The organism is Cryobacterium sp. TS_SC_7 (assembly GCF_056156285.1).
The window spans coordinates 79,283-103,544 of sequence record NZ_CM149589.1 but is presented as its reverse complement, the minus strand read 5'-3'; the positions used below and the strand labels follow the sequence as shown (position 1 = coordinate 103,544).

The window sequence follows — 24,262 nt, the reverse complement described above, 5'->3', positions numbered from 1 at the left end:
GGTTGAGTCAGCGGGGGTGGATGCGATGCGTTCAGACACGGATACCTCGAGGTGTGGTCAGGCGGCCGAGGCCGACGAGAAGGAGATCAAGAATGAGGGCGAGCACGACGACGCCGATGACGCCGGTCAGCACCGACTCGAGGGAATTGGCGCCACCGAGGCGCGAGAGGCCGGAGAAGATGAACCCACCCAGACCCGGGCCGAGGGAGTACGCGGCGACCGCTGCGATACCCATCACCATCTGTGCGGAGACCCGGATGCCGGTGAGGATGATCGGCCACGCCATCGGCAGTTCCACCTGAAGCAGCGTGCGAAACCGGCTCATGCCGATCCCGCGGGCGGATTCAACGATGGAGGGGGCGATGCCCGACAGGCCCACGACCGCGTTCCGCAGGATGGGCAGCGTGGCGAAGAACGCCACGACGATGACGGCCGGAACGACGCCGAAGCCGAGCGGCGCGATGAGGAGTCCGATGAAGGCGAACGACGGGATGGTCAGGCCGATGGCCGATACCGAGTTGGCGATCCCGGTCAGCGTGGAATTGCGGTAGACGAGGGCAGCCAGCACAACGGCGATGACCGTCGCCAGAAGAAGGCACTGTACGACGAGACTGAAATGTTGCCAGCTGCTGAACAGGATTTGCTCATACTGAGCACCTAGAAAATCCCACACATCAAAACCTCTTCGGGTCGATAACACACCGGGTCACCGCCACCGGCAGGGGCGCAATTGGAGGCGCAGATGTCGAACTTGATGGGGACGCAGGCTGAAAGCCTGGGTGAGGGTAGAAGCTTAGTGTCGCACGGCCACCCCCGAATGGCCGCCACGAGTTGTCAGGCCGACCGGCTCTCCGGAGAAAAACACGTGATCAAACCCGGTTTATAGTTGGGTTTCGGTTTCCGCCTCCTTGCGGTGATCGAGGTTCGTGTGCGCCAGATCGTCCAGTTCCCCATCGGAGGCGGCCTCCTCGACGGCAATGAGTCGGTTGTTCGCGGTGGGAAGTGCTCGCACCACCTCGTCGAGTTTGCGCTGCGTCGCGGCCTGCTGCCGGGCCTGGGTGTGCTGGAGCACGAACACCATGACGAGCGTGATCGAGGACGTCACCGTGTACAGGACGTTGTTCCACCACGTCGGAAATTCAACGAAGAAGCCGCCCACCAGCCAGAGCGCCGTCACGGCTCCCACACCGAGCCCCACCGTGGCCAGCGAGGTGGCGTCACCCACACGATGAAGCAGTCGGCTGCTCCACAGGTGTTCCCGCCGCTCCGTGGCGTGGTCTTCGTCGTCGGTCGCCCGTCGTGACCGCGAGGCCGACGGCCCCTCCGGATCCTGCTTCTTATGCTGACTAGTCATATAAATACAGTAACGAATGAGGTGTTCCGCCCGGACGGGACTACGGCAGGGGGCCGCGCCGCGCGAGCATCCCCGCGAAGAGGGCGTGCAACAGCGGGAGCGCAGACACGACCACGAGCACCGTTCCGATCGCGGCATCGTCGGTGCGCAGCAGGATGCCGCCGATGAGCAGGGCGGCGAAGAGGATGGCCGAGATGATCTGCCGCCCGGTTCGCTCGAGGACGACCAGGCGGCGTTCGAGCCGCGGTGTCTGCACCGAGACGGCGCCCTCTTCGAACCGTGTCGTGAGGTTGTCGAGCCGCTGGGGCAGCCGCGCGATCACGCCCGCCGCCGACAGGGCCTGCTTGGCGACCGCCTGCACCACGTTTCCGCCCTCGGTGCGGATCAGCTGGGCGGAATACGGCTCGACGGAATTCCAGATGTTGAAGGCCGGGTCCAGCGAACTGCACATGCCCGAGGTCAGCGACATGGCGCGCACAATGAGGAGAAAGTTCTCCGGCAGCTGAAACGGCAGCGAGCGCACCACATCACCGAACTCGAGGGCGAAGGCGCGGAACTCGCGCGGGTCGACATCCTGCAACTCAGCGAAGCCCATCCCGCCGAACCGGGCGAACAGTTTCGTCATCGCCCGCTCGAGTTCCGCGGTGTCAGCGGAGGGCAGGAGCACGCCCACGGCACGGATGCCGTCCACCATCCCCTTGCCGTCACGGGCCGCGGCGGCGATGAGCAGCTTCACGAGTCCCTGCCGCAGGGCGTCGGGCACGTCGCCCATCATGCCGAAGTCGATGAAGGTGAACTTCCAGGCCCGACCACCGGTCGCGCCGTCGCCGCCGAGCGGCGTGACGAAGATGTTGCCGGGGTGCGGGTCGGCATGGAAGTAGCCGTTCACGAAGAGCTGGTCGAACATGACGGATGCGAAAGCATCGGCCACCTCGGAGGGGTCGATTCCCGCAGCCCGCAGCCCGTCGACATCGTTGATCTTGATGGCGGTCACGTCTTGCAGGGTCAGCACGCGCCGGGTGGTTCGCTCCCACACCAGTTCGGGAACGCTGACCCTCTCATCGTCGGCGAAGTCCTGAGCGAACCGCTCGGCGCTGGCCGCCTCGTGCAGGTAGTCGATCTCCTCGAGGCTCGTGAAGGCGAACTCCTCGACCAGGGCGGGCATGTCGACGCGATCCGAGACCAGGCGCACGTGGCTGAGCCAGCGGGCGACCCGGCGCAGAGCGCTGAGGTCGACGTCGACGATGGCGCCGATCCCCGGCCGCTGAATCTTCACGACGACGTCGAGCAGGCCCGTGTCGGCCGCATCCGTTGCCGAGAGCCGCGCGCGGTGCACCTGACCCAGGGAGGCCGCCGCCAGCGGGTTCGGATCGATGAAGGAGAACGCACGCTCGAGGGTCACCCCCAGCTCTGCCTCGGCGAGGGCGCGGATCGCCGGGAAGGGCACCGGCGGAACCTCATCCTGCAGACCTTCGAGCTCCTTCGTGATCTCCGGCGGCAGCACGTCGAGGCGCGACGACATGAACTGGCCGACCTTGATCATGAGTCCGCCGAGGTCGACCGCGAGCACGTGGAAGCGCTTCGCGATGTGTTGCAGGCGCGCCGGCCTGGTTCGTGCCGCGAGCCGGGCGAGCCCGACCCGCGGCAGGAACACTTCGTACCACCAGGACTGCACCAGATAGCGAGCTGCGAACCGGAGGATCCTGCGGGAGCGGGCGCGCATGTTCCTGACGTCGGTCATCTGTTCTCCTTGATGCCGACGTGCTGCGGGCACTCGGTCAGTCCTGGGCGAGGATGGAATAGAGCTTACGACGCGCCTCATCCAGGATGGCGACAGCCTGCTTCACCTGCTCCGGGTTGCCGGAGCGCCCGACCTGGGCTGCGGCCTGGGCGAGGTCGATGCCGGCCTTGGGCAGCGCGGTCGCCCGGCCGCTGTCCCGCGTGCTCTGAGCCTCCCACGGGGCCGCCTGACCGGCGGCGGCATCCGCCACACCTCGGCCCTCGTCGGTGAGCGAGTAGGTCTTGCGACCGTTGGACTCCTCGGCGTTGATGAGCCCCTCGTCGGCGAGCAGCTGAAGCGTGGGATAGACCGAGCCGGGGCTCGGCTTCCAGGTGCCGTTGCTGCGTTCCTCGATCTCGTGGATGATCTGGTAGCCGTGCATGGGCATCTCGGCGAGCAGTGCCAGCACTGCCGCACGCACATCCCCTCGTGCCATCCGGGTGCCGACCTTGCGGTCGAACTGTCCGCGCAGCTGCTCCATCGCCTCCCACATGCCGCTGGGCCAACCGTCACCGGCGCCATTCCGGCGCGCCCCGAACCCGTCACCCATAAATGAACCGCTCATGATGTCCTCCTCAGTGCTCGAGCCACCACGACTCGGCGATACTTAACGATATATCGCTCGCAACCTGATGGCGAAACAAATTCCATCTTGATTCCGTCGTCTGGGAAGCGCCTGTACCGACTCGGCCACGCGGTAATGTGGACCCCGTTGTCGTCGCCTCGCACCAGGACGACACCCCTGACTCTGAGGAGAACCACATGTCTGTCGGCTTGCTCGCCGTTGTCGATGACATCTTGACCGCCGCTCTCAAAGCGAGCGCCAAGACCGCGGGCGTCGTGATCGACGACGCGGCCGTCACCCCTCAATACGTTCAGGGTCTGTCACCGGCGCGCGAGCTTCCCATCGTGTGGCGGATCGCACTCGGCAGCGTGTTCAACAAGTTCGTCATCATCATTCCGCTCGCACTGCTCCTCTCGGCCTTTGCGCCGGGGGTGCTGCCGTGGCTGCTGATCATCGGCGGCACCTATCTGTGCTTCGAGGGTGCGGAGAAGGTCACCGAGTGGTTCGGCGTTCATCACGACGCTGACGAGACCGAAGCTCGGGACGAGCGCAAACTCGTCTTCGGCGCCATTCGTACCGACCTCATCCTGAGCACGGAGATCATGCTGATCGCACTGGCGGGTCTCGATCCCGATTTCGGGATCTGGATGACGCTCGGCGCCCTGGTCGTGATCGGTCTCGGGATGACGGTGCTCGTCTACGGCACCGTGGCCCTGCTGGTCAAGATCGACGACATCGGGCTCGCGCTGATGAAGCACTCGGTACGACGCGTGCGACGCACCGGTGCGCGCATCGTGCGATCGATGCCGGCCGTGTTCCGCGTGATCAGCATCGTCGGCACGGTCGCCATGCTGTGGGTCGGCGGCCACCTGGTGATCGCCAACCTCAACGACACGATCTGGAGCAGCCCCTACGACGTCGTGCACGCAGTCACGCATGCGGTCGAATCCGCCGGACCCGTCATCGTCTGGGTCACCGACACAGCGATGTCGCTCGTGTTCGGTCTCATCCTCGGCCTGATCATCGTCGTCATCCTGGCCGCGGTGTCGCGCCTTCGCAAGCGCCAGCAGCCCGAACGCATAGCTGCCTGACCCCGTTGCCCGCTGCCGGGCGCGTCAACAGAACGAAACGAGGATGGTCCGATGCAGTTCTCCCTGTGGGTGGCCCTGGTCGGCGCGGGCGCCCTGATCAGTTTCACGCCCGGGGCGGGGGCGATCAACACCATGAGCAACGCTCTGAACGCGGGCTTCCGCCGCTCCATCTGGGGCATCCTCGGCCAGCAGGCCGCGCTGCTGGTCCACATCGTGATCGTGGCGCTCGGCGTCGGCCTGCTCGTGGCCGGTTCGCCGATCGCGTTCAACGTGATTCGCTACGCGGGTGCCGCCTACCTGGTCTACCTGGGCATCCGTCAGTTCCTCGCCAAACCGCAACTCGATGCCGAGAGCGTCAGCGCGCTGAGCAATGAGCCCCGCTGGTCGATGTTCCGGCGCGGGCTGTGGGTGAACATCCTGAACCCCAAGGCGATTGTGTTCTTCCTGGCCTTTCTCCCCCAGTTCATCCGGGTCGACCGACCGCTACCGTTCCAGTACCTGATCGTCGCCGCCACCGTCGTCGTGATCGACATTCTGGTGATGTGGTTCTTCTTCGCAGGGACGGCGCGCTCATTCCAGCGGTTCACCCGCGACGCTCGGGGTCAGCAGATGCTGAACCGCGTCTTCGGCGTGCTTTTCGTGGCCGTCGGCGTGCTGCTCGCCGTCATCCACTGAGGGCTCCAAACTACTGGTTGGCTCTGGTTTTCGACGCTGGGTGAGCGCACGGAAAATGCACATCCGGGGCAGCTAGGATGTTCGAAAATACCCAGTAAGCCCTCCGGATGTGATCGAACGCAAGGAGCACAGATGACGTTTGCGCTGGACGCTGACCTGGTGATTCTGGGCGGTGGACTGGCCGGGCTCACGCTGGCCGCCCGTCTGGCACGAGAACGTTCCGGTCTGCGCGTCGTGGTGCTGGAACCGCGCACGGTCTACCAGGACGACCGCAGTTGGTGCTTCTGGCGACCGGAGCAGAACGACCTGTCGCATCTGGTCTCGCAGAGCTGGAAAACCTGGACTTTTTCGGATCCGGCGGGCCGCACCTTTCGGCACCAGGTGCCCGGCCTGACCTACCAGTACATTCGGGCCCGTGATTTCTACGCGAGCATGCAGGCCGACATCGCCCTGTCATCGCGCGTCGATCTGCGCCTCGGAGTGAGTGCCGAGACGGTCACCGCAGTCGCCGGCGGTGTGCGGGTCGAGACGAGCGCGGGCAGTCTGCTGGCGCGCCAGGTGGTCGACACCCGGCCACGGGCCACCGAGTCGATGCTGTACCAGAGCTTCGTGGGCTTCGAACTGGAGAGGGAGCATCCGTTCCCGTTCGATCCGAGAGAGGTCACGCTGATGGGATCGCTCACCGCGGATGCCGAGGGCCTGCGGTTCGTCTACACCCTGCCGCTCGGCCCGAACCGCGCGATCGTGGAATGGACCCGCTTCGGCATGGCTCCGATCAAGCGGGAGCGCCTGGTCGGCGAGCTCGACGAGGTGCTCACCGGGCTCGGCCTGGCCGACGCCCGCCGGGTGCGCACCGAGGGCGGTGTGCTGGCCATGGGGCTGGGCAAGCAGACCGCGGAGTCGATACCCGGGGTTGTGTACGCCGGCAATGCCGGCGGGGCGCTGCGGGCCGCCTCCGGCTACGGGTTTCTGCGCATTCAGCGCTGGGCCCGGCTCTGTACGGAGAGCCTGCTTGCCGGCCAGGGGGCAGTGGGGCACCCGGAAGAGCCCCGGGTGCGGCGCACCTTCGATCGCATCTTCCTGCAGGCCGTTCGGGCGCATCCGGAACGCACCGCGGAGTATTTTCTCGCCCTGGCCCGCGGCGTCGCACCGGCCGCGCTGGTGCGTTTTCTCAGTGACGGCGCTCGGCCCGCGGACTATGCGCGCATCATCTCGAGCCTGCCGTGGACCCCCTTTCTTGCCCAGGTAGCCGCGCCCGCGACGTTCAGCCCGGCACAGACTCTGCCGGCCGCCAAGCCGACGCCGACAACAGAAACCAGCGTGCAGCGATGACCGATCAGACCGCTCCTCCCCGCGAAGCAGAAGCCCGGGTAACGCCACGGTGGCGGCGCGTGCCCGTTGAAACGCTGGTGTTCTCCAGCCTGGCCCTGATCACTCTTTTCGTCGTCGCGCTGGGCCTTCCCATGCCATCGCCCACAGTTCAGATCATTCTGCTGGGCATCCTCGGCGGCGTGCTGGGCCTGCCCCACGGGGCCCTCGATCCGCTGATCGCGCGCCGGGCCGGACTGTGGCGCACTCCGCTGGGCTTCGCCGGGTTCAACGCGATCTACATTCTCGTCGTGGTCGCCGTGGTGCTGCTCTGGCTGGTCGCGCCGGTGCTGAGCCTGGTCGCGTTCCTCCTGGTGTCGGCTCTGCACTTCGGATCCGACTGGAATGCCGATCGGCCGGTCTGGTTGCGTTTTCTCGCCGGTTTCGGTCTGCTCACGCTGCCGGCGCTGTCGCATCCCGACCAGGTGAGCGCCATCTACGTGGTGCTGTCCGGCGAGGGAGGCGCATCGGTCGCCGCCGTGCAGGAATGGCTCGGGCCGCTCGCCGTGGCCGGTCTGCTGGTCGCGGCCGTGGTCGCGCTGCGGCGCCGACCGAGCCAGAGCATCGAAATCGTTCTCGCCACCGCCCTCGGCCTGGCCACCGAACCGCTTATCTTCTTCCTGCTCTACTTCTGCGCACTGCACAGTTTCCGGCACCTGCTGGGAGGCTTCCAGGAGGAGCGGGGCGGCGGAAGAAAGACAGCCGTCCTGGTCACGGTCTACACCGTGGTGCCCCTCCTGACAGCGGGGGCCATCCTCGCGGTCTTCGGGTCCGGCGCCGTTGTGAGCGACCAGATCTTGCAGTTGGTGTTCATTGGTCTGGCCGGACTCACCGTGCCGCACATGATGGTGGTGACCTACGACATCCGACAGCGACGATCGGCAGGCTCGGCGTCTCGTTCAGTTGCCTGAGGGGCCCTCTGAGGATGCGTCCGCCTCGACCCGGGCCGCGAACTCCTCCATGCCGCTGGCGATGTTCTCCTGGCGAGTCTCGTCGTCTTCCGGGTCGCGAGGCGCGTCATACGGCCAGGCCATGTACACATTGGGGTCGATGATCAGGTAGGCGGACAGCGACCCGTGCGGGATCGCTTCGTAGTCGCGGACCTGCTCGTCGGACTGGTCCATGCCCATCCACGCGATGCCCGTGTTCTCGGGCAGAACAACCCAGCCCTGGCCGCGGAACACCTCGGCGAGGTCCGGTGCGATGCTGGCGTGCACCTGAGCGAAACCGCGGGTGGTGAGGGCCGGCGCGAGAGTGTTGAGGAGCGCCCGGCACACCTCCGCGGATCCATCGGTGATCAGCAGTTCGATGACGGCGGTGCCGTGGTCGCTGACGATGGCGTCGTCGATGTCGTCGTCGGTGGAGTCTTCGTTGAGCTGATTCTCGTCGACGTAGCTGTCGGGCTCGGTGACGACGGCGCCGAGGAGCCGGCCGTCTTCGGATTCGGCGACCAGGGCGAGAGCCATGGACTCCATCTGGAGTTCGATGGTGTCGTCGAAGTAGGTCTCCGGCGCGTCGTCGATCTCGGCCTGCGGGTTCTCGGCGAACAACGTGACAAACGCTGCCCGATGCCCTTTGCCCAGACGTCGGACTCGGATGCTCGGTTGCTCGCTCATGCTTGAGCCTCTCGACGATGTTGTACGTGCTCTCACGCCCCGATACCGGAACACTCGAATTTATCATGCGTTGCCCCCGGCGCAGCCCTGTCCAATCCGGGGAACGTGGCTAATCTGGCGAAACGTTCGTCGTGCAACTGGAGCGGGGCGAGAAAAGCAGAATCGAGACGAATCATGGGAAAACTCGACGGCAGAATCGCGCTCGTGACCGGCGGTTCCTCGGGCATGGGAGCGGCGGATGCGAAGCTGCTGGCAGCAGAGGGAGCTCGAGTCATCGTCGCCGACCTGGCGGATGACGCGGGCCAGGCGCTGGCGGACTCGATCGGCGGACTCTACCGGCACCTCGACGTGTCCGACGAGACGCAGTGGAAGGCCGTGGTGGCCGACGTCGACACCACCGTCGGTCACATCGACATCCTCATCAACAACGCCGGAATCGTCGCGTTCACCCCGGTGGCCACCACCGAGCTGGAGGAGTGGAACCGCGTCATCGGCATCAACCTGACCGGCGTCTTTCTCGGTATCCGCTCCGTCGCTGAGTCGATGAAAGCCGCCGGCGGAGGCGTCATCGTCAACGTGTCGTCCACCGCGGGAATCATGGGCTACTCCAACCTGAGCGCCTACGTTGCCAGCAAGTGGGGCGTACGCGGACTCACCAAAGCCGCGGCCCTTGATCTCGGCAAGGACAACATCCGTGTGGTCTCGGTTCACCCGGGCGGCATCCGCACCCCGATGACCGCCGGTATGGAAGGTTCGGCGATGTACGCCGGGCAGCCGATCCCCCGGATCGGTGAGCCGGAGGAAGTGGCCAAGCTGATTCTGTACCTGGTCGCGGATGCGACCTACTCCACGGGCACCGAGTTCATCGCCGACGGCGGTGCGACGGTGGGGCAAGTTCTGAACGTGTAGGACAACGATGCACCAGGTCCCACCTGTCTAGCCGGCCGCACGTCGGACCAGTGCCCGCAACTTTCTCTCGGCGCCGGCAGTCATTGCGAGCGGTTGTCCGGCTGGTGAGCACACCATATAGTCCGCTCAGAACCCATGAATGAGCATCCTCATAGGAGGAACTGTGGCCGGGTCTTTCAGGATCATCAGCATCGACGGGCGGGTCAGCGCCGAGGCCAGCCCAGGTCTCGTCCTGGAGCAGGTCGACCAGCCCGACCCGGCTCTGAGCCACGCCCTTGACCAGTCACCGGCTACTTCACTTCTGGCCGCTCTGACCGTGTCATCCAGCGACGAATCCGGAACAGCGCACATCACGGTGCGCTCACACGCCGGACGGGTTTCGGCGGTGCTGGAGCGGAGTGCGTCCGGCGACGTTCGCTCCGTCGAACCGAACGAGTCGACCCCCGGCATCCAGAGCTTCGCGGTGACGTTATCGTCTCACCAACACGTCGACGTGTTCGTGCTGGAGTGCGACACCGACCGAGAACTGGCACTGGTCGTGCGAGCTGTCGGCCTGGCCGAGGTCGACTTCGACCTGACGGATGTTCGCCTGGTGCAGGGCGCCGTCGCCGCTGAAGCCGCAGCTGAACAGGCAGTCGTCGCTGATCAGGTGGGCTTTGCGCCGGCGGCTGTCGGGGCGGCACCGCACGCTGAACCGCTGGACGGCGGCCGGTTCGAGTTCGCCCAGGTCGGCGCGAGTATGCCGCCGCTCGTTCAACTGAACACGCCCGTCACCGTGACGGTGCGGCTGTCGCGGGGCGAGGTGACCATCGATTCCAGCCAGACCCACGATGAGCATGTGATCGTCGTGGACCCTGCCCAGACCGTGAACATCGCACTGTTCTGCCGTAATTTCTCGGTGTCTGAGAACGCACCCGACAACCGCGACCTGTACCTGCCGCCGCCGTTGGAAGAATCGGTGGTCACTTTCACCGTGGTCGGCCTCGAGATCGGTGAGGGCGAAGTGCAGGTTGTCGTGCGCCAGGGGGAACCGATGCCCCTCGCGACGCTCTGGCTGAACGCGACCGTGCAACGAGGCCCGGTGTCCCCCACCACCGAAGGACCGGATGCGGCGCTGATTACAAGCTTCCTCTCACCGAGGGTCCGTCAATTCCTCGCCCCGAAGACACTCACGATCGACGAGAACCGGGTCGGCGCTCACTCGCGCCTCAGCTTCGAACTCGTTCTCCCGGGCACTCGAAAAAGATTCGAGCGGGTCATCGAAGACAAACCGGCCCTTGTCGGCGCGGTTTACGGCGCGATCGACGCTGCCTGGGAGGACTTCAAGGCGCTGCCGACCGCGCGCGAACGGAGCCTCGCCTTTCGTGCCCGGTTGCAGCAACTCGGAGTGAAGCTGGCTGAAGACGTTCTCCCGGCAGACCTGCGATCGTTCTTCGCAGCCCACCCGGAACAGATCGATGAACTCACGATCCTGACCAGCGGGGAGACCGATATCCCGTGGGAGCTGGTCTACATCGCCGATCCCGACATCGACGACGACGCCAAGGACGAATCCGGCTTCCTCGGCCGCGCCGGCCTGGTGCGATGGATCTACAACACGCCGCATCCGGAGACGCTCAGAATTTCAGCCGGCCGCGCTCGGTATCTGTGTCCTCGCTACGCCGATACGGAGTTGGCGCTGATCGACGCCGAACACGAACTCGACTACCTCATCTCCGACTTCGCTGCCACAGAATTGGCGCCAGGGGACGCCGACAGCATCCGTACCCTGCTCACGAACGGAGACATCGACCTGCTGCACTTCGGAGGACACGGCCTCACCGACGACGCAGCAGACCCGCCGCTGCAACAGCTGCTCCTGGCGAACTTCGTGCGATCGGCCACCGACTCCCCTGATGCCTATTCGCTGGAGGACCTGCGACGTGACCTACCCAACCGCCCACCGCTCGCCTTTCACGACCCTGGTCCCCTGGTCGTGCTCAACTCCTGCCGGCTCGGGCGCCCTCCCTCGAAGCACTCCGAGCAAGGAGGCTTTGCCGAAGCTTTTCTGCGCGGAGGGGCCGCGGCGTTCGTCGGCTGCCTGTGGTCGGTCGGCGACGAGCCGGCACGGGACTTCGTGCGCGCCTTCTATGCCGGACTCCGTGCGAATAAGACCATCGCCGAAGCGACCATCGACGCCCGCCGTGAGGCGCGCAAGTCCGGCGACACCTCCTGGCTCGCCTACACCGTCTACGCCCACCCGGACGCTCGCGTCGAAGTGGTGGGAGTCGAGTCGCCCGTCGCCTCTTCGGCCACGGACTCCATCACGCCCGGCACTCTCGATGCTCACCGACTCCCACCGAAAGGCAGCGCAATGTCCACCTCTGACGCAACCCGCTCCATCCCCCGAGACTCCGGGCTCTCTGCAGCCCAACTGCTGGCCCTGCAGCCGCACGTCGTCAATCTGACGGACGGCGAATTGGCGAAGGGGCCCAGCGTCCCGCCGACGAGTGACGCCGACTTCAGAACCACCCAGGCCGACCTGTCGGAAGTCTTCCGCACCCATCTGCCGGCCTTCATCGCTGACCAGGCACGACCGGGGCCCGTTCCGCTGGTGATCTATGCGCACGGTGGCCTGGTCAACAAGGGTTCCGGTTTGAAGATCGCCGAGAAGCAGGTCGAGTGGTGGAGGGACAACGGCGCGTACCCGATTCATCTGGTGTGGGAAAGCGGTCTCGCAGGCTCGCTCTGGGACGCGGTCAAGGGCTCTCTTCCGGGCCGGCAGCGCAACCTCGGTGATTTCTTTGACGGCATCATCGAGGCTGCGGCGCGATCGGCCCGAGGCGATGTGGTCTGGAGTGCGATGAAACGCGATGCCGAGCACGCGTCAGGCCCGACCGGCGGCGGTACGGCTCTTGCCACCCTGCTCAGTGCCTACATGCGTGCGCATCCGGGCCAGATCAGTGTGCACCTGATCGGCCACAGTGCCGGATCGATCGTGCACTCCTACCTGATTCCGGCCTTGCTCACCGCCGGTGTGCCGCGTATCGACAGCCTCAGCCTGTTGGCACCGGCCGTCCGCATCGACACCTTCAAGACGCAGATCGTGCCCCGGCTCGGCAGGATCGACGCGCTCACGATGTTCACCATGGAAGATGAGATCGAGCAGAAGGACACGTGCCTGGGCATCTACAAGAAGTCGCTGCTGTACCTGATCCGCGGCGCTCTTGAATCCGAACCCGGAGCGAAGATTCTCGGACTCGAGGTCAGTCTGACCGCCGACCCGGAAATGTCGGAACTCTTCCAGCGCCCCGGGACCGGCTCACGCGTCGAGGTGGTCTGGTCGAAGTCAGACTCCGGTCCTCGTTCGAGTTCGCAGTCCCGCGCACACGGGGATTTCGACAACGACGCGCCCACCATGAACAGCGTCGCCCGCCGCGTGCTCGATCGCGACAGCATCCTCCCGTTCTCGGCGACCCGTGCGATTGATCCCCTCTGGCCGAGTGAAGAGGAGGTGTTCGACTATGTCGAACAGGACACGAGTGACACAGCCGAAGCGGCGACTGTCTCGCCGCGGCGGCGCGCCCTGTGCATCGGAATCGACAGCTATCCCACGGATGCGCTGCTCGGCTGTGTCTCGGATGCGCTCGCCTGGCAGGCGGCGTTCTCTGCAGCCGGGTTCGTGACCGAAACGCTGCTGAACGAACAGGCCACTCAACAGCGCATGCTGGACGCAATCCGCGAACTGGTCGTTTCCAGCAGGTCCGGTGATGTCATTGCCCTGCAGTACTCGGGCCACGGCACCACCGTCGAAGACCTCAACCAGGATGAGCTGTTGGAGGATGCCGGCGAACACGGGAACAGTGACGGTGGAGATCCCGAGCACAAGCTCGTCGATGAGGCGCTCTGCCCGGTGGATTTCCGCGAGGGGAACCTGATCATTGACGATGACCTCGGCGAGATCTGGGACCTGCTCCCGGCAGGTGTCAACCTCACCATCTTCTTCGACTCCTGCCATTCGGGAGGCGGGCAGCGCGATATCAACACACACACCCTGTCCGCCCCCGGATCCCGCAAGCGTCTGGTGAGCCTGGGCCGCGATCAGATCACGGCCTACAAGGCCAAGCGGGGCTCCCTCGCGCGCTCGACGGCCCGCGACAACGAGCGCGGCGTGTTCTTCGGCGCCTGCCTGGCCACGCAGGTCGCCTACGAGACCGGCTCGCAGGGTGACTTCACGGCCCGGGCACTACCGCTCTTCCGCGAGGCGATCGGCTCGTCGACCAACCGAGCCTTTCACGAGGCAGTGCTCGCCGCTTTCGGCAACGATCCACGACAGACACCCGTCGTGAAGCCCCCGGCACTGCTCGAGAGAACGCTTCTCGCCTCGCTCGCCGATGTCCCTCCCACCCCGCCGGCGACCCTCGCGGTGATCACGGCGACCCCGGACTCCCGTCCCGTCTCACCGGTGCCGACCCCCGCGATCCCCGTTGCGGAGGCCGACGAGAAACGTGACCAGGCGGCGGTTGTCGCCGCGTTCCTTCGGGCCACGGCCGATCTCATCGCACCGCGGTAGCGTGCGGAGGTCGCCGGTACTGACGTCATGGGTCAGCTGGTCCTGGTGAGCGCAGCGCGGCCGGCGATCACCGTCTCAGCGCTGCGGTCAGCCGGTCGAGGACCGCTCGCGTGACGGGAGTCAGATTCGGGCCGTAACCCGAGCGGTAGTCGTACACTTCGAAGTCCACCGAGCGAATGCCCAAGCCCCGGGCTGTCTTCTGCACCCCGCGGATCAGCTCGAACGGGCCGCAGGCGGCGACGTGCAGACGACGTGGCGGTGTGCCGGCGGCGAGGTCGCCGGCGATGAGGGCGTGCACGGTGGCCCTGGTCAGGCGGCCGTGCGTGCGTGAATCGTGTTCGATCAGGTCGATCAGACCCCGGTCACGCCAGGCCCGCACCGTGTCGAGGCCGATGGCCGTGGCCGCACCGCGAAAGCTGTAGATCAGGCGTGGGGGCGTCGCGAGGGTCGCCAACACGTCACCCACACTGAGAAACGGGGTGATACCCGAACCGGCCGCCACCCAGGTGTGGGCGCGATCGCGCCCGGCGACGACCTCCAGATTGCCGTGCGGACCGGACACGGTGACCAGATCGCCCACGGAGAGGCTCGAGCCGAGCGTGGCGGTCCAGTCTCCGGTGACGCGCGCGAAGAAGCTGAGGTCGGCATCCGTCGGCGTAGACGCGATGGAAAACGGATGCGGCTCGGCCCACGGCGACACCGAGGAACGCACGAACGCGAACTGGCCGGCCCGCGCGCGCAGGCGCCGGCGGCCGACCGGGGTCAGGTGGAGCCCTGTGAAGGTATCCGATGTCGTCTCCAACCGGCTCACCCGGTAGCGGAAATCCGCCAGAGCAAGGTCGACCCAGAGCAGCCGGTAGAGGTAGGAGAGCACTCCCGCGGCCATGATGATGCCGAACCACAGGCCCCAGCCGGAGACCCAGGGGAATGTTGTTTCCGCGGTGATGAAGTGAAAGCACGAGAACGCGTAGGGAATGATCATGAACTTGTGGGTCAGTTTCCACAGCCCGTACGGCAGTGCCCGCAAAATCGACAGCATGATCAGGGCGATCACCAGGATCTCGGCGACCTCGGCCAGGTCCTTGCCGATGTCTTCGAGGTTTTCGCCGAACGGGAGCAGTGCAACGCGGGCGTCGTTGTCAGCGTCGGCGTGAAACAGGAGCGCCACCACGGCGACGATCGCGAACCAGCGGTGCCAGATGTAGCTGCGGTCGAAGCCGCCGAAGAGAGCGTGCACCACGTTCAGGCGTGACGCGAGAATGAAGGTCCACGACATGCAGACGATGGCGAGCGTCCCCAGATACAGACCCCAGCTGTCCGTACCGCGGCCGACCGGAAAAGCGAGATAGCCCACCAGCGCGCTGAGCACGGCCAGCACGGGCATGATCAGGTGCAGGCCCGGGGAGAACACGCGGCGTGCCGCGAACCGCTCACCGGCCAGAGAAAAATCACGCCAGGAGATCGGGATGCTCCGCAACAGGTCTGCCCACGGGGTCCGGCGTGCACGGGTTCGTTCATCACTAGGCATAGCGGCTCCATCGCGGGGCGACTGTTCGCCGGGATTTCAGCCTAGTTATGTTCCGTGCGGGGCGACGACCACCTTGCCGAGCGCACGCCCTTCCCCCACCCAGGAGAGGGCCTGCGGCACTTCGTCGAGAGTGAAGGTGCGGTCGACTCGGATGCGGAGGTCGCCGGCGACACACAGCTCGGCTACGGGCATGAAGTGATCCGGTCCCTGTCTGACGGCGAGAACGCCCATCCGGCGCCCGGTGAGAAGGCCGAGCGCAGCGCCGATCGTGCCGACCCCCAGCAGCGTCGGCACGGCTCCGCCGACGCAGGAATAGCGGCCGCCCGGAGCCAGCGCCCGCCGGTACGCAAAGAGGGAGCGGCGGGCGACGAGGTCGAGCACGACGTCGAACGGTTCGAGCCTCGTGAAGTCCGTTCGGCGATAGTCGACCACCTCATCGGCGCCGAGCTGGCGAAGGTAGTCGAGCTTGCCGGCGTTGTCGACACCGGTCACATGCGCTCCGGCGAGAGCGGCGAGCTGGATCGCAAACGTGCCCGATCCGCCACCGGCGCCATTCACCAGGACGCGCTGCCCCGAATGGATCCGAGCTGTGCCCGTGAGCGCAATCGCACCTGCCTGCGGCAGCGTCGAGGCCTCGGCGAACGTCAACCCCTCCGGCTTGTGCGCCAGCATCGCGTCAGGCACCACGGCGTACTCAGCGAAACCGCCCATCAGGGCGAGATTGTCGCCGTACACCTCATCCCCGACACGGAACCGGGTCACACCGTCGCCGACCGCGGCGACACGTCCGGCAATATCGGAACCGAGAACCCGTCGCCGGGGGGCGCGGAGTCCCCCGATCCGGGCGTACAACGGTGACCCCGTCAACCCCTCCCAGTCCGAGAGGTTGACGGATGTCGCGACAACCTCCACGAGCACCTGCTTCGCGCCCGGCGCCGGCACCGGTGTGTCCTCGATCCGCAGCACGTCGGGCGGGCCGTACCGGTCGTAGACGACGGCTCTCACGCCGATCTCATTCTGAACGTCACGCGTGAGGAGTCGGCCATGCCCGCCAGTGTAGGCCCGAGCGTGCGAGGACCCGCAACGACCCCCAAGATCACCCGCGACAGGCTCACTGCGTCTCCCTAGAATGATGTCGAGACTCTCAACGCACCCGGGGAGGACGATCATATGGGCAGCACGGACAACGCACCCGCCGCATCCCAGTCGCACACCGAACCGCCGCCCGGTGGTTCGCGCACGTTCGCGCAGGTGCTCGTGAACACGGCGGTCGCGAACGTCACGACGAGTTTCCTCTGGTTCGCCCTCACCTTCTGGGTCTACCTGGAGACACGCTCGGTGCTCGCCACCGGTGTCATCGGCGGAGCGTACATGCTTCTCGTCGCGGTGTTCTCGATGGCGTTCGGCACGATCGTGGACCGGCATCGCAAGCACCTCGTGATGGTCTTCGCGGGCCTGGTCACCCTGATCGCCTTCGGCATCGGCGGCGGGTTGTACTTACTGTTCCCGGAGTCCACGCTGCTTGACATCGGTGGGCCGATGTTCTGGCTGTTCAGCGGGATCATCCTCTTCGGCGCCGTCATCGAGAACATGCGCAACATCGCCCTGTCGACGGTCGTGACGCTGTTGATCCCGACCGAGCGACACGCGAACGCGAATGGGCTGGTGGGCACCGTGCAGGGGCTTGCCTTCATGGTGACGAGTGTCTTCAGCGGCCTCGCGATCGGGTTTCTGGGCATGGGGTGGACGCTCCTCATCGCGATCGTGCTGTCGGCGGCGGCCCTCCTGCACCTGCTGTTCCTGCGCATCCCCGAGGACCAACCCCAGCAGGATGGCGAGCGGCGTCCGCTGATCGACCTGCGCGGCAGCATCACGGCGGTGCGGGCGGCAACCGGGCTCTTCGCGCTCATCATCTTCTCGACGTTCAACAACTTCATCGGCGGCGTCTACATGGCGCTCATGGACCCCTACGGCCTCGAGCTCTTTCCCGTCGAGATCTGGGGAATCGTGCTCGGTGTCACGTCGACCGGCTTCATCATCGGTGGTCTGCTGATCGCGAAGTTCGGACTCGGGCGCAACCCGATCCGCACGATGCTGTTGCTCGTCATCCTGATGGGCGTGCTCGGGGCGCTGTTCACGATCCGTGAGTGGTGGTGGCTGTACGCTGCGGGCATCTGGCTCTACATGACGCTTATCCCTGCCGTCGAGGCGTCAGAGCAGACCGTCATCCAGAAGGTGGTGCCGTTCCGCGAGCAGGGCCGTGTGTTCGGGTTCGCTGCAGCATTCGAGTCTGCGGCGGCCCCGATCACCGCGTTTCTGATCGCGCCGATCGCCGAGTTCATCATCATCCCGTTCATGAACTCGGCTGCCGGACGAGACAGCCTCGGCTGGCTTCTGGGCGACGGAGAGGCGCGGGGCATCGCTCTCGTTTTCCTCATCGCGGGCATCCTGATGGTGCTTGCGGCCATCGGTGCGTTCTTCACCACGTCCTACCGCCGCATCTCAGCGCAGTACCTCGGCCAGAACGAGTCCGTGCCTGCTGACGACTCTCCGGACCCGACGGCGGAGGCGCAGCTGCGGCACTGACGGTGGGCGTCCGCTCCACCCGGCAGAATTGACCCATGACTCCGCTCCCCCGCAGCACCCCCGAAGCCGAGGGCATCTCCTCCGCCGCCATTGCCGATTTCGTCGCCGCGGCGGAGGAACAACTCGAGAGCCTGCACAGCCTGATGGTCGTGCGTCACGGCCGCGTGGTGGCGGAGGGCTGGTGGAGCCCGTATGCGGCGCAGCATCCGCACTCCCTGTTCTCGGTGAGCAAAAGCTTCACCTCGACCGCCGTCGGGCTCGCCATCGGCGAGGGCCGGCTCACGCTCGACAGCCTCATCGTCGACCTGCTCCCCGATGACCTGCCCGCGCAGATCGACCCGCACCTGGCCGCGCTGACCGTGCGCCACCTGCTCACCATGACCACCGGGCATGCGACCGACACGGTGTCGCTGGCCGACGACGCGCCCGGTGACAACTGGGCGCGGGCCATACTGGCCCAGCCTCTCGAGTTCGCGCCGGGCACCCGCTTCGTCTACAACAGCGGGGCCAGCTATCTGCTCTCCGCGGTGCTGCAGCGGCTCACCGGGGAGCGGCTGTTCGACTACCTCACCCCTCGACTGTTCGCCCCGCTCGGCATCGTCGGCGCCACGTGGGAGACCTGCCCGCGCGGAATCGACGCCGGCGGCTGGGGACTGTCCCTTACGACCGAGCAGCTCGCCACCTTCGGCCAGCTGCTGCTGCGGCGCGGCCGGTGGAACGGCACGCAGCTCGTTCCGGCGGCGTGGATCGATGAGGCCACCGCGGTGCAGGTGGACACGTCGGGCAGCGAACACGATCTCGACGGCTGTCAGGGCTACGGCTACCAGTATTGGCGTAACCGGCCCACTGGCTACCGCGCCGACGGCGCCTTCGGCCAGTTCTGCCTGGTGCTGCCGGAAACGGATGCCGTGATCGTGTTGACTGCGGCGCTCCCGACCGCGCAGCGCGCCCTCGACCTCGTCTGGGAGCACCTGCTGCCCGCGTTCACCGACCGGCCGCTCCCCGAGCTGGCCGAGATGACCGAGCTGGAGAGCGGTCTCGCCGGAACGCTGGCGTCCCTCACCCTGCCGACCGTCGACGGCGAACCGTCCTCACCGACGGCGGCACGGGTGGCAGGCATCCATTTCGGCTTCGACGACGCGGAGGTGACCGAGGTGACTTTCGAGCCGGGGCTGCTCACGATCATCCGTGGCGGCGTGAGCACGGCGCTGGCCTTCGGCCACGGTGAGTGGGTGGCCTCCGGCAACGTCATGGTTCTGGCGAGCGGCGCGTGGGTCTCCCCCGCCACTCTGGTCGTGCGGGCGCACGACGTGGGCACGCCGTTCTCACGCACGTTCACCCTCGAGTTCGGGGATGACGCGCTGACCCTGGACATCGATCAGAACGTCGCGTTCGGAGACCTCCCCCGCACTCACCTGGTCAGCCGGTAGCCGACGCTGCTTCGTTCCCGGGCCGGACCGCTCGGGTTTACGGGAGGGCGTGTCCCGCGGCTGTGAAGAGGCGGTACCACTCTTCACGGCTGAGCGGGATCTCGGACCCTGCAGCAGACTCCACCACTCGTGCGGGCGTGGTCGTGCCCAGGACCACCTGAATGTTGGCCGGGTGCCGGGTGATCCAGGCGACCGCGATCCCCGTCGGCGTGACGCCGTGGGTGGCGGCGATTTCCTCGAGCGCGTCGTTGAGCGGACCGTAATTCACCCGGTCGCCCACGAACACCCCGTTGAAGAAGCCGCTCTGGAACGGCGACCAGGCCTGCAGGGTCATGTCGTTCAGTCTGCTGTACTCGAGAAGGCCGTTGTCCCGGACAACGGACTGGTCCAGCCCGGCCATGTTGGCCGCGACTCCCTGAGAGATCAACGGCGCATGGGTGATGCTCAGTTGCACCTGGTTGAAGGCGAGCGGCTGGTTGACCGAGCGCTTGAGCAGTTCGATCACCCCGGGCGTCTGGTTGGAGACACCGAAGTTGCGCACCTTCCCGGTGGCGTGCAGCACGTCGAACGCCGACGCGACCTCCTCGGGCTCGACCAGGGTGTCCGGACGGTGCAACAGCAGGATGTCCAGGTAGTCGAGGTTCAGCGCCGCAAGCGACTCATCGACCGAGCGGAGGATGTGTTCCTTCGAGAAATCGAAAAAACCCTGGCGGATGCCGACCTTCGACTGGATGATGACCGACTCACGCTCGGCCTCCGTGAACGTGACGGCGTCACCGAAGCGCTTCTCGCATCCGTGCGCCCCGCCATAGATATCAGCGTGATCGAAGAAGTTGATGCCGGCATCCCGGGCGGTGCCGACGAGAGTGCGGATCTCCTCATCCCCCATTTCCGAGATCCTCATCAGGCCGAGAATGACATTCGACGCCTGCAGGTTCGTACGTGGTGGGCTATATATCTTCATCGATCCATCCTGCCCTACTGCAGCTTCTTGGCCCTCCGCACCTGGTGCAGGATCGGCTCGGTGTATCCGTTGGGCGAGGATGCGCCCTCAAGGATGAGTCGACGGGCAGCCATGAACGCGAGCCCGGGCCCGGTCGAGCCGATCAGTGCTTCGTAGGTCGGGTCACCGGCATTCTGCGCATCGACGACCGCCGCCAGTTGCCCGAGGCTCGCGTCGACATCCGTCTTGCTGATGACGCCGTGGGTGAGCCAGTTCGCGAGGAGTTGGCTGGAGATGCGCAGTGTTGCACGGTCCTCCATCAGCCCGACGCCGTGGATGTCGGGCACCTTGGAACACCCGACGCCCTGATCGACCCAGCGAACGACATAGCCCAGGATCGACTGAACGTTGTCGTCGAGCTCGGTCTGGCGCTCTTCATCGCTGAGCTCTCGTTCGGCGAGTGGGAGGACCAGAATCGGCTGCAGCGATTGGCGAGTGCGCCCGGCCAGTTCGTGCTGGCGGGCGGCCACGTCGACCGCGTGATAGTGGGTCGCGTGCAGCGTCGCCGCCGTGGGAGACGGGACCCAGGCCGTGGTTGCGCCCGAGAGCGGATGTGCGACCTTCTTCTCGAGCATGTCGTGCATGAGATCGGGCATGGCCCACATGCCCTTGCCGATCTGAGCCCGGCCGGGGAAACCGGCCGCGAGACCGGCGTCGACGTTCGCGTTCTCGTAGGCGGCCATGAAGGGCATGGAGCGGATCTCGCTCTTGGTGGCCATCGGCCCGGCGTGCATGGAGGTGTGGATCTCATCGCCGGTGCGATCGAGGAATCCCGTGTTGATGAAGACGATGCGCTCAGCGGCTACGGCGATGCAGGACCGCAGATTCAGCGTCGTTCGCCGTTCTTCGTCCATGATCCCCACCTTCACGGTGAGCGGGGGAAGGCCAAGGAGCTGCTCCACCCGCGCGAACAGGTCGACGGTGAACGCCACCTCGTCGGGGCCGTGCATCTTCGGCTTGACGATGTACACCGAGCCGGTGCGTGAGTTGCCACCATGGGTCTCGCCGACCAGATCGGGGAACGAACCGAGAACGGTCACCACCGCGTCGAGAATGCCTTCGAAGACCTCTACGCCGGAGGCGTCACGCACGGTGTCGGTCTGCATCAGGTGCCCGACGTTGCGCACCAGCAGCAGGCTGCGGCCGGGCAGCGTCAACTCGCCGCCACCAGGAGCCGTGTAGACACGGTCGCCGTTCATGGTTCGGGTGAAGACGCCGGCAGCCTTCCGCACGGTCTCACTCAGCGTTCCGCGCATGAGCTCGCGCCAGTTGCGGTAGCCGAGCACCTTGTCGTCGGCGTCGACTGCGGCCACCGAATCTTCGAGGTCCATGATCGTTGTGACCGCGGACTCGAGCACGATGTCCTGGATGCCCGCAGCATCCGTGGCCCCGATGGGTGCGGCCCGGTCGATGATCACGTCGAGGTGCAGTCCGTGATGGACGAAGAGCAGAGACGATGGCTCCGACGGCTCGCCCCGGTAGCCGACCAGCGACGAGGGGTCGGCCAGTCCGACGGATGACCCGTCCCCCAGAGCGACGACCAGCTTGCCGTTCTCGACCCGGTGCGCGACGGCATCCGTGTGCGAACCGTTCTCGAGCGGGATGGCCTGGTCGAGGAGAGCCCGTCCGCGGGCGATGACCTGTGCGCCCCGGACGGCGTTGTAGGAGTCTCCCCGGGCCGCGCCGTCGTCGTCCGGGATCGCATCGGTGCCGTAGAGCGCGTCGTAGAGTGAACCCCAGCGGGCGTTGGCCGCGTTGACGGCGAACCGCGCGTTGAGCAGCGGAACGACAAGCTGCGGCCCGGCCTGCGACGCGATCTCCGCATCGACGTTCGAGGTGGTGATGGTGAAGTCTCCGGGTTCGGGCGCGAGGTACCCGATCTCGGTCAGGAAGGCGCGGTACTCGGTCGGGTCCGGCTGGCCGGGGTGAGCCTGGTGAAAGGCGTCGATCCGGGCCTGCAGGTCATCCCTGATGCCGAGCAGTTCTATGTTTCTGGGCGTGAGGTCGCTGATCAGCGCGCTCAACCCCTGCCAGAAGGCGTCCGCGGCGATGCCGGTGCCGGTCAGCGCCTCATTCTCCACGAACGCGGCGAACGAGGCGGCGACATCGAGGCCTGCTCGCTGTTCGCGGGGCGCGAGGCCGGCGACGGGCAGTGTTACGGATGCTGCGACGGGCATGTTCATCGTTGAACTCCTTGGTGGGAACAGCTGGTGCGGGGTACGCCCGCCGGGCTGACTGTGTCTGGCCAGTCTCTCACCCGCCACCGTCCCTTCGTGACGAACGCCCGCCGGGGCGGCCTCCTGACCGAAATTCAGCATGCCCTCCGCCGTCGTTCCCTCCTCCACAAACCAGGTTTGATCAGGTTATCCACAGGGTGCAGGAGGGTGCCCGGATGCGACGTCGAATGTCAGTGGGTGCCCGTAACGTGTGTCTCATGAAGCCCTCAGCTGTGGAGCAGACGGAGACCCTCGGTCGTCACTTCGACGCGATCCGGGAGACGCAGGCCGAGGCCGCGCGGGTGCACGCACGCCTCGTCGAACAGGTCGATGAGGCCCGCCGGTTCGCCGAGACGGCGGCTCGGCAAGCAGCCATGGTTCCGACGAAGGTCGCGCTGGCCGCGAAGGTGCCCCTCGCCCGGTGGGACGCCGCAATGATCGCCGAACGGGAGTTCGTGACCGAACTGGCCTGCACCCTGCGGCTGCCGGTTCGGTCCACGGAGACCCTGATCGCCGAAAGCCAGGCCCTCATGCACGAACTGCCGGCGACGAGGGCCGCCCTGCTCGATGGATCGATCACATACCGGCACGCGCAGGCGATCATGCACCAGGCGTGGTCGCTGCCCGCGGAGGCACTGACCGGGTTCGAACAGGCCCTCCTGAAGTCCGCACCCCATCTGACCGTGGCGAACCTGAAGTACAAGGCGCGCGTGCTGCGGGAACAGCTGCACCCCGAAACGATCATCGCTCGGCACCAGAAATCCGTCGCGGACCGGCGGGTGGTCTTTGAACCCGAGGCCGACGGGATGGCGTCACTGTCCTGGGTCGACTCGGCAGAAAGAGTGAAAGCCGCGTACGACCGGCTCACGGTGACGGCAATGAGTTCTCAGTGCCCGGAGGAGCCCCGCACGCTGACTCAACTGCGGGCGGACACGTTCGCCGACCTGATCCTCGACGGGGTCACCGCGTCGGGTGTCGGCAAGGGCATCCGGGGCACCGTTCACGTTACCGTCCCGGTGATGACCCTCCTCGGCCGCTCGGAGGAACCCGGCCATTTGGAGGGATACGGACCGATCGACCCCGACACCGCCCGGGAGATCGCGGCCCGGGCGCCGAGTTTCATCCGAATCCTGACCCACCCGGAAACCGGGGTGGTGCTTTCGGTCGGCCGAACCCGCTACAAGGTGCCGAAACACCTGAGACGGTACCTCCGTGTGCGGGACGAAACCTGCCGGTGGCCGGGCTGCCGCCGGGCGGCGGCCCATTCCGACCTGGACCACACTCTCGATTGGCAGTTCGAAGGTCTGACGGCGCACGATAATCTCGCGCATTTGTGCCCGGCCGACCACGCGCTGAAGTCGGAGACCCGGTGGAGCTACGTGCATCGTGCCGACGGCACACTGGAGTGGACTTCCCCGACGGGGCGCACCTTCTTGAGCGAGCCGGCCACGATCATCCGCCCGCCTGACAAGCGGCCCAGGTCGACGGATGACTCCGGGCCGGCTCCGGTGCGGCCGACTGACGCCACGATGGGGCCGCCGGAGCCGGACGAACCACCACCGTTCTAAGCGCGCGGGTTGAAGGCAGCT

General features: G+C 66.3%; 18 protein-coding genes. 9 read left to right on the top strand and 9 right to left on the bottom strand.

The window, feature by feature from the left end; genetic code table 11:
• Positions 1–31 precede the first annotated feature (31 nt).
• The 4 genes from AC0J5J_RS00455 to AC0J5J_RS00440 form a co-directional block, all read right to left on the bottom strand.
• On the bottom strand, positions 32–673 hold the full coding sequence (locus AC0J5J_RS00455) for an ABC transporter permease (RefSeq protein ID WP_134422407.1): 642 nt from the start codon (positions 671–673) through the stop codon (positions 32–34).
• A gap of 207 nt (positions 674–880) precedes the next feature.
• Positions 881–1,354, bottom strand: coding sequence for a low affinity iron permease family protein (locus AC0J5J_RS00450; protein ID WP_166785423.1), 474 nt, complete (start codon positions 1,352–1,354; stop codon positions 881–883).
• 40 nt (positions 1,355–1,394) lie between these two features.
• Positions 1,395–3,095 (bottom strand): ABC1 kinase family protein, encoded by a 1,701-nt coding sequence (locus tag AC0J5J_RS00445; protein WP_474898916.1) that lies wholly within the window; start codon positions 3,093–3,095, stop codon positions 1,395–1,397.
• A 37-nt stretch (positions 3,096–3,132) separates the two neighbouring features.
• Positions 3,133–3,699, bottom strand: coding sequence for a PadR family transcriptional regulator (locus tag AC0J5J_RS00440; RefSeq protein WP_474898914.1), 567 nt, complete (start codon positions 3,697–3,699; stop codon positions 3,133–3,135).
• A 197-nt stretch (positions 3,700–3,896) separates the two neighbouring features.
• Between AC0J5J_RS00440 and AC0J5J_RS00435 the strand changes: the two genes are divergently transcribed.
• From AC0J5J_RS00435 to AC0J5J_RS00420, 4 genes are all read left to right on the top strand, one after another.
• Positions 3,897–4,790 (top strand): DUF808 domain-containing protein, encoded by an 894-nt coding sequence (locus AC0J5J_RS00435; RefSeq protein ID WP_474898912.1) that lies wholly within the window; start codon positions 3,897–3,899, stop codon positions 4,788–4,790.
• Between the two features lie 51 nt (positions 4,791–4,841).
• Positions 4,842–5,465 (top strand): LysE family transporter, encoded by a 624-nt coding sequence (locus AC0J5J_RS00430; protein ID WP_134422397.1) that lies wholly within the window; start codon positions 4,842–4,844, stop codon positions 5,463–5,465.
• Positions 5,466–5,597: 132 nt separating this feature from the next.
• On the top strand, positions 5,598–6,797 hold the full coding sequence (locus AC0J5J_RS00425; protein ID WP_134422395.1) for an FAD-dependent oxidoreductase: 1,200 nt from the start codon (positions 5,598–5,600) through the stop codon (positions 6,795–6,797).
• Positions 6,794–7,744 carry a Brp/Blh family beta-carotene 15,15'-dioxygenase gene (locus AC0J5J_RS00420; RefSeq protein ID WP_474898910.1) on the top strand — a complete coding sequence of 317 codons (951 nt, stop codon included), beginning with the start codon at positions 6,794–6,796 and terminating at the stop codon, positions 7,742–7,744. Before AC0J5J_RS00425 ends, AC0J5J_RS00420 begins: the two co-directional genes overlap by 4 nt.
• Here AC0J5J_RS00420 and AC0J5J_RS00415 read toward each other — a convergent pair.
• Complete coding sequence (locus AC0J5J_RS00415) at positions 7,733–8,449, bottom strand: hypothetical protein (RefSeq protein WP_474898909.1); 717 nt, start codon at positions 8,447–8,449, stop codon at positions 7,733–7,735. The genes AC0J5J_RS00420 and AC0J5J_RS00415 overlap by 12 nt on opposite strands.
• 174 nt (positions 8,450–8,623) lie before the next feature.
• Between AC0J5J_RS00415 and AC0J5J_RS00410 the strand changes: the two genes are divergently transcribed.
• Together AC0J5J_RS00410 and AC0J5J_RS00405 are read left to right on the top strand one after the other, a co-directional pair.
• A complete protein-coding gene (locus tag AC0J5J_RS00410; protein ID WP_134422389.1) occupies positions 8,624–9,358 on the top strand; it encodes an SDR family oxidoreductase in 735 nt (244 codons plus the stop codon).
• Between the two features lie 163 nt (positions 9,359–9,521).
• Entirely contained in the window at positions 9,522–13,910 is a 4,389-nt protein-coding gene (locus AC0J5J_RS00405; protein ID WP_474898908.1) for a caspase family protein, read from the top strand.
• Between the two features lie 67 nt (positions 13,911–13,977).
• Here the strand turns inward: AC0J5J_RS00405 and AC0J5J_RS00400 are convergent, their stop codons facing one another.
• Complete coding sequence (locus AC0J5J_RS00400) at positions 13,978–15,438, bottom strand: ferredoxin reductase family protein (RefSeq protein WP_474898906.1); 1,461 nt, start codon at positions 15,436–15,438, stop codon at positions 13,978–13,980.
• 45 nt (positions 15,439–15,483) lie between these two features.
• On the bottom strand, positions 15,484–16,443 hold the full coding sequence (locus AC0J5J_RS00395; protein WP_474898904.1) for an NAD(P)-dependent alcohol dehydrogenase: 960 nt from the start codon (positions 16,441–16,443) through the stop codon (positions 15,484–15,486).
• 165 nt (positions 16,444–16,608) lie between these two features.
• Here AC0J5J_RS00395 and AC0J5J_RS00390 point away from each other — a divergent pair, with 165 nt between their 5' ends.
• On the top strand, positions 16,609–18,024 hold the full coding sequence (locus tag AC0J5J_RS00390) for an MFS transporter (protein ID WP_474898903.1): 1,416 nt from the start codon (positions 16,609–16,611) through the stop codon (positions 18,022–18,024).
• Between the two features lie 35 nt (positions 18,025–18,059).
• On the top strand, positions 18,060–19,454 hold the full coding sequence (locus tag AC0J5J_RS00385) for a serine hydrolase domain-containing protein (RefSeq protein ID WP_474898902.1): 1,395 nt from the start codon (positions 18,060–18,062) through the stop codon (positions 19,452–19,454).
• 37 nt (positions 19,455–19,491) lie between these two features.
• Here AC0J5J_RS00385 and AC0J5J_RS00380 read toward each other — a convergent pair whose 3' ends face one another.
• A complete protein-coding gene (locus AC0J5J_RS00380) occupies positions 19,492–20,418 on the bottom strand; it encodes an aldo/keto reductase (RefSeq protein ID WP_474898900.1) in 927 nt (308 codons plus the stop codon).
• A 14-nt stretch (positions 20,419–20,432) separates the two neighbouring features.
• The gene (locus AC0J5J_RS00375) at positions 20,433–22,640 is read right to left on the bottom strand and encodes a malate synthase G (protein WP_474898898.1); all 2,208 of its coding nucleotides are present in this window, start codon (positions 22,638–22,640) and stop codon (positions 20,433–20,435) included.
• A gap of 251 nt (positions 22,641–22,891) precedes the next feature.
• Between AC0J5J_RS00375 and AC0J5J_RS00370 the strand changes: the two genes are divergently transcribed.
• On the top strand, positions 22,892–24,241 hold the full coding sequence (locus AC0J5J_RS00370; protein ID WP_474898896.1) for an HNH endonuclease signature motif containing protein: 1,350 nt from the start codon (positions 22,892–22,894) through the stop codon (positions 24,239–24,241).
• Positions 24,242–24,262: the final 21 nt, after the last annotated feature.

What these genes read in the sequence shown, in the direction of transcription:
- AC0J5J_RS00450 (WP_166785423.1), bottom strand. Translation starts at nt 1,354, where the DNA reads ATGACTAGTCAGCATAAGAAGCAGGATCCGGAGGGGCCGTCGGCCTCG.
- AC0J5J_RS00445 (WP_474898916.1), bottom strand. Translation starts at nt 3,095, where the DNA reads ATGACCGACGTCAGGAACATGCGCGCCCGCTCCCGCAGGATCCTCCGG.
- AC0J5J_RS00440 (WP_474898914.1), bottom strand. Translation starts at nt 3,699, where the DNA reads ATGAGCGGTTCATTTATGGGTGACGGGTTCGGGGCGCGCCGGAATGGC.
- AC0J5J_RS00435 (WP_474898912.1), top strand. Translation starts at nt 3,897, where the DNA reads ATGTCTGTCGGCTTGCTCGCCGTTGTCGATGACATCTTGACCGCCGCT.
- AC0J5J_RS00430 (WP_134422397.1), top strand. Translation starts at nt 4,842, where the DNA reads ATGCAGTTCTCCCTGTGGGTGGCCCTGGTCGGCGCGGGCGCCCTGATC.
- AC0J5J_RS00425 (WP_134422395.1), top strand. Translation starts at nt 5,598, where the DNA reads ATGACGTTTGCGCTGGACGCTGACCTGGTGATTCTGGGCGGTGGACTG.
- AC0J5J_RS00420 (WP_474898910.1), top strand. Translation starts at nt 6,794, where the DNA reads ATGACCGATCAGACCGCTCCTCCCCGCGAAGCAGAAGCCCGGGTAACG.
- AC0J5J_RS00415 (WP_474898909.1), bottom strand. Translation starts at nt 8,449, where the DNA reads ATGAGCGAGCAACCGAGCATCCGAGTCCGACGTCTGGGCAAAGGGCAT.
- AC0J5J_RS00410 (WP_134422389.1), top strand. Translation starts at nt 8,624, where the DNA reads ATGGGAAAACTCGACGGCAGAATCGCGCTCGTGACCGGCGGTTCCTCG.
- AC0J5J_RS00400 (WP_474898906.1), bottom strand. Translation starts at nt 15,438, where the DNA reads ATGCCTAGTGATGAACGAACCCGTGCACGCCGGACCCCGTGGGCAGAC.
- AC0J5J_RS00390 (WP_474898903.1), top strand. Translation starts at nt 16,609, where the DNA reads ATGGGCAGCACGGACAACGCACCCGCCGCATCCCAGTCGCACACCGAA.
- AC0J5J_RS00385 (WP_474898902.1), top strand. Translation starts at nt 18,060, where the DNA reads ATGACTCCGCTCCCCCGCAGCACCCCCGAAGCCGAGGGCATCTCCTCC.
- AC0J5J_RS00380 (WP_474898900.1), bottom strand. Translation starts at nt 20,418, where the DNA reads ATGAAGATATATAGCCCACCACGTACGAACCTGCAGGCGTCGAATGTC.
- AC0J5J_RS00375 (WP_474898898.1), bottom strand. Translation starts at nt 22,640, where the DNA reads ATGAACATGCCCGTCGCAGCATCCGTAACACTGCCCGTCGCCGGCCTC.
- AC0J5J_RS00370 (WP_474898896.1), top strand. Translation starts at nt 22,892, where the DNA reads ATGAAGCCCTCAGCTGTGGAGCAGACGGAGACCCTCGGTCGTCACTTC.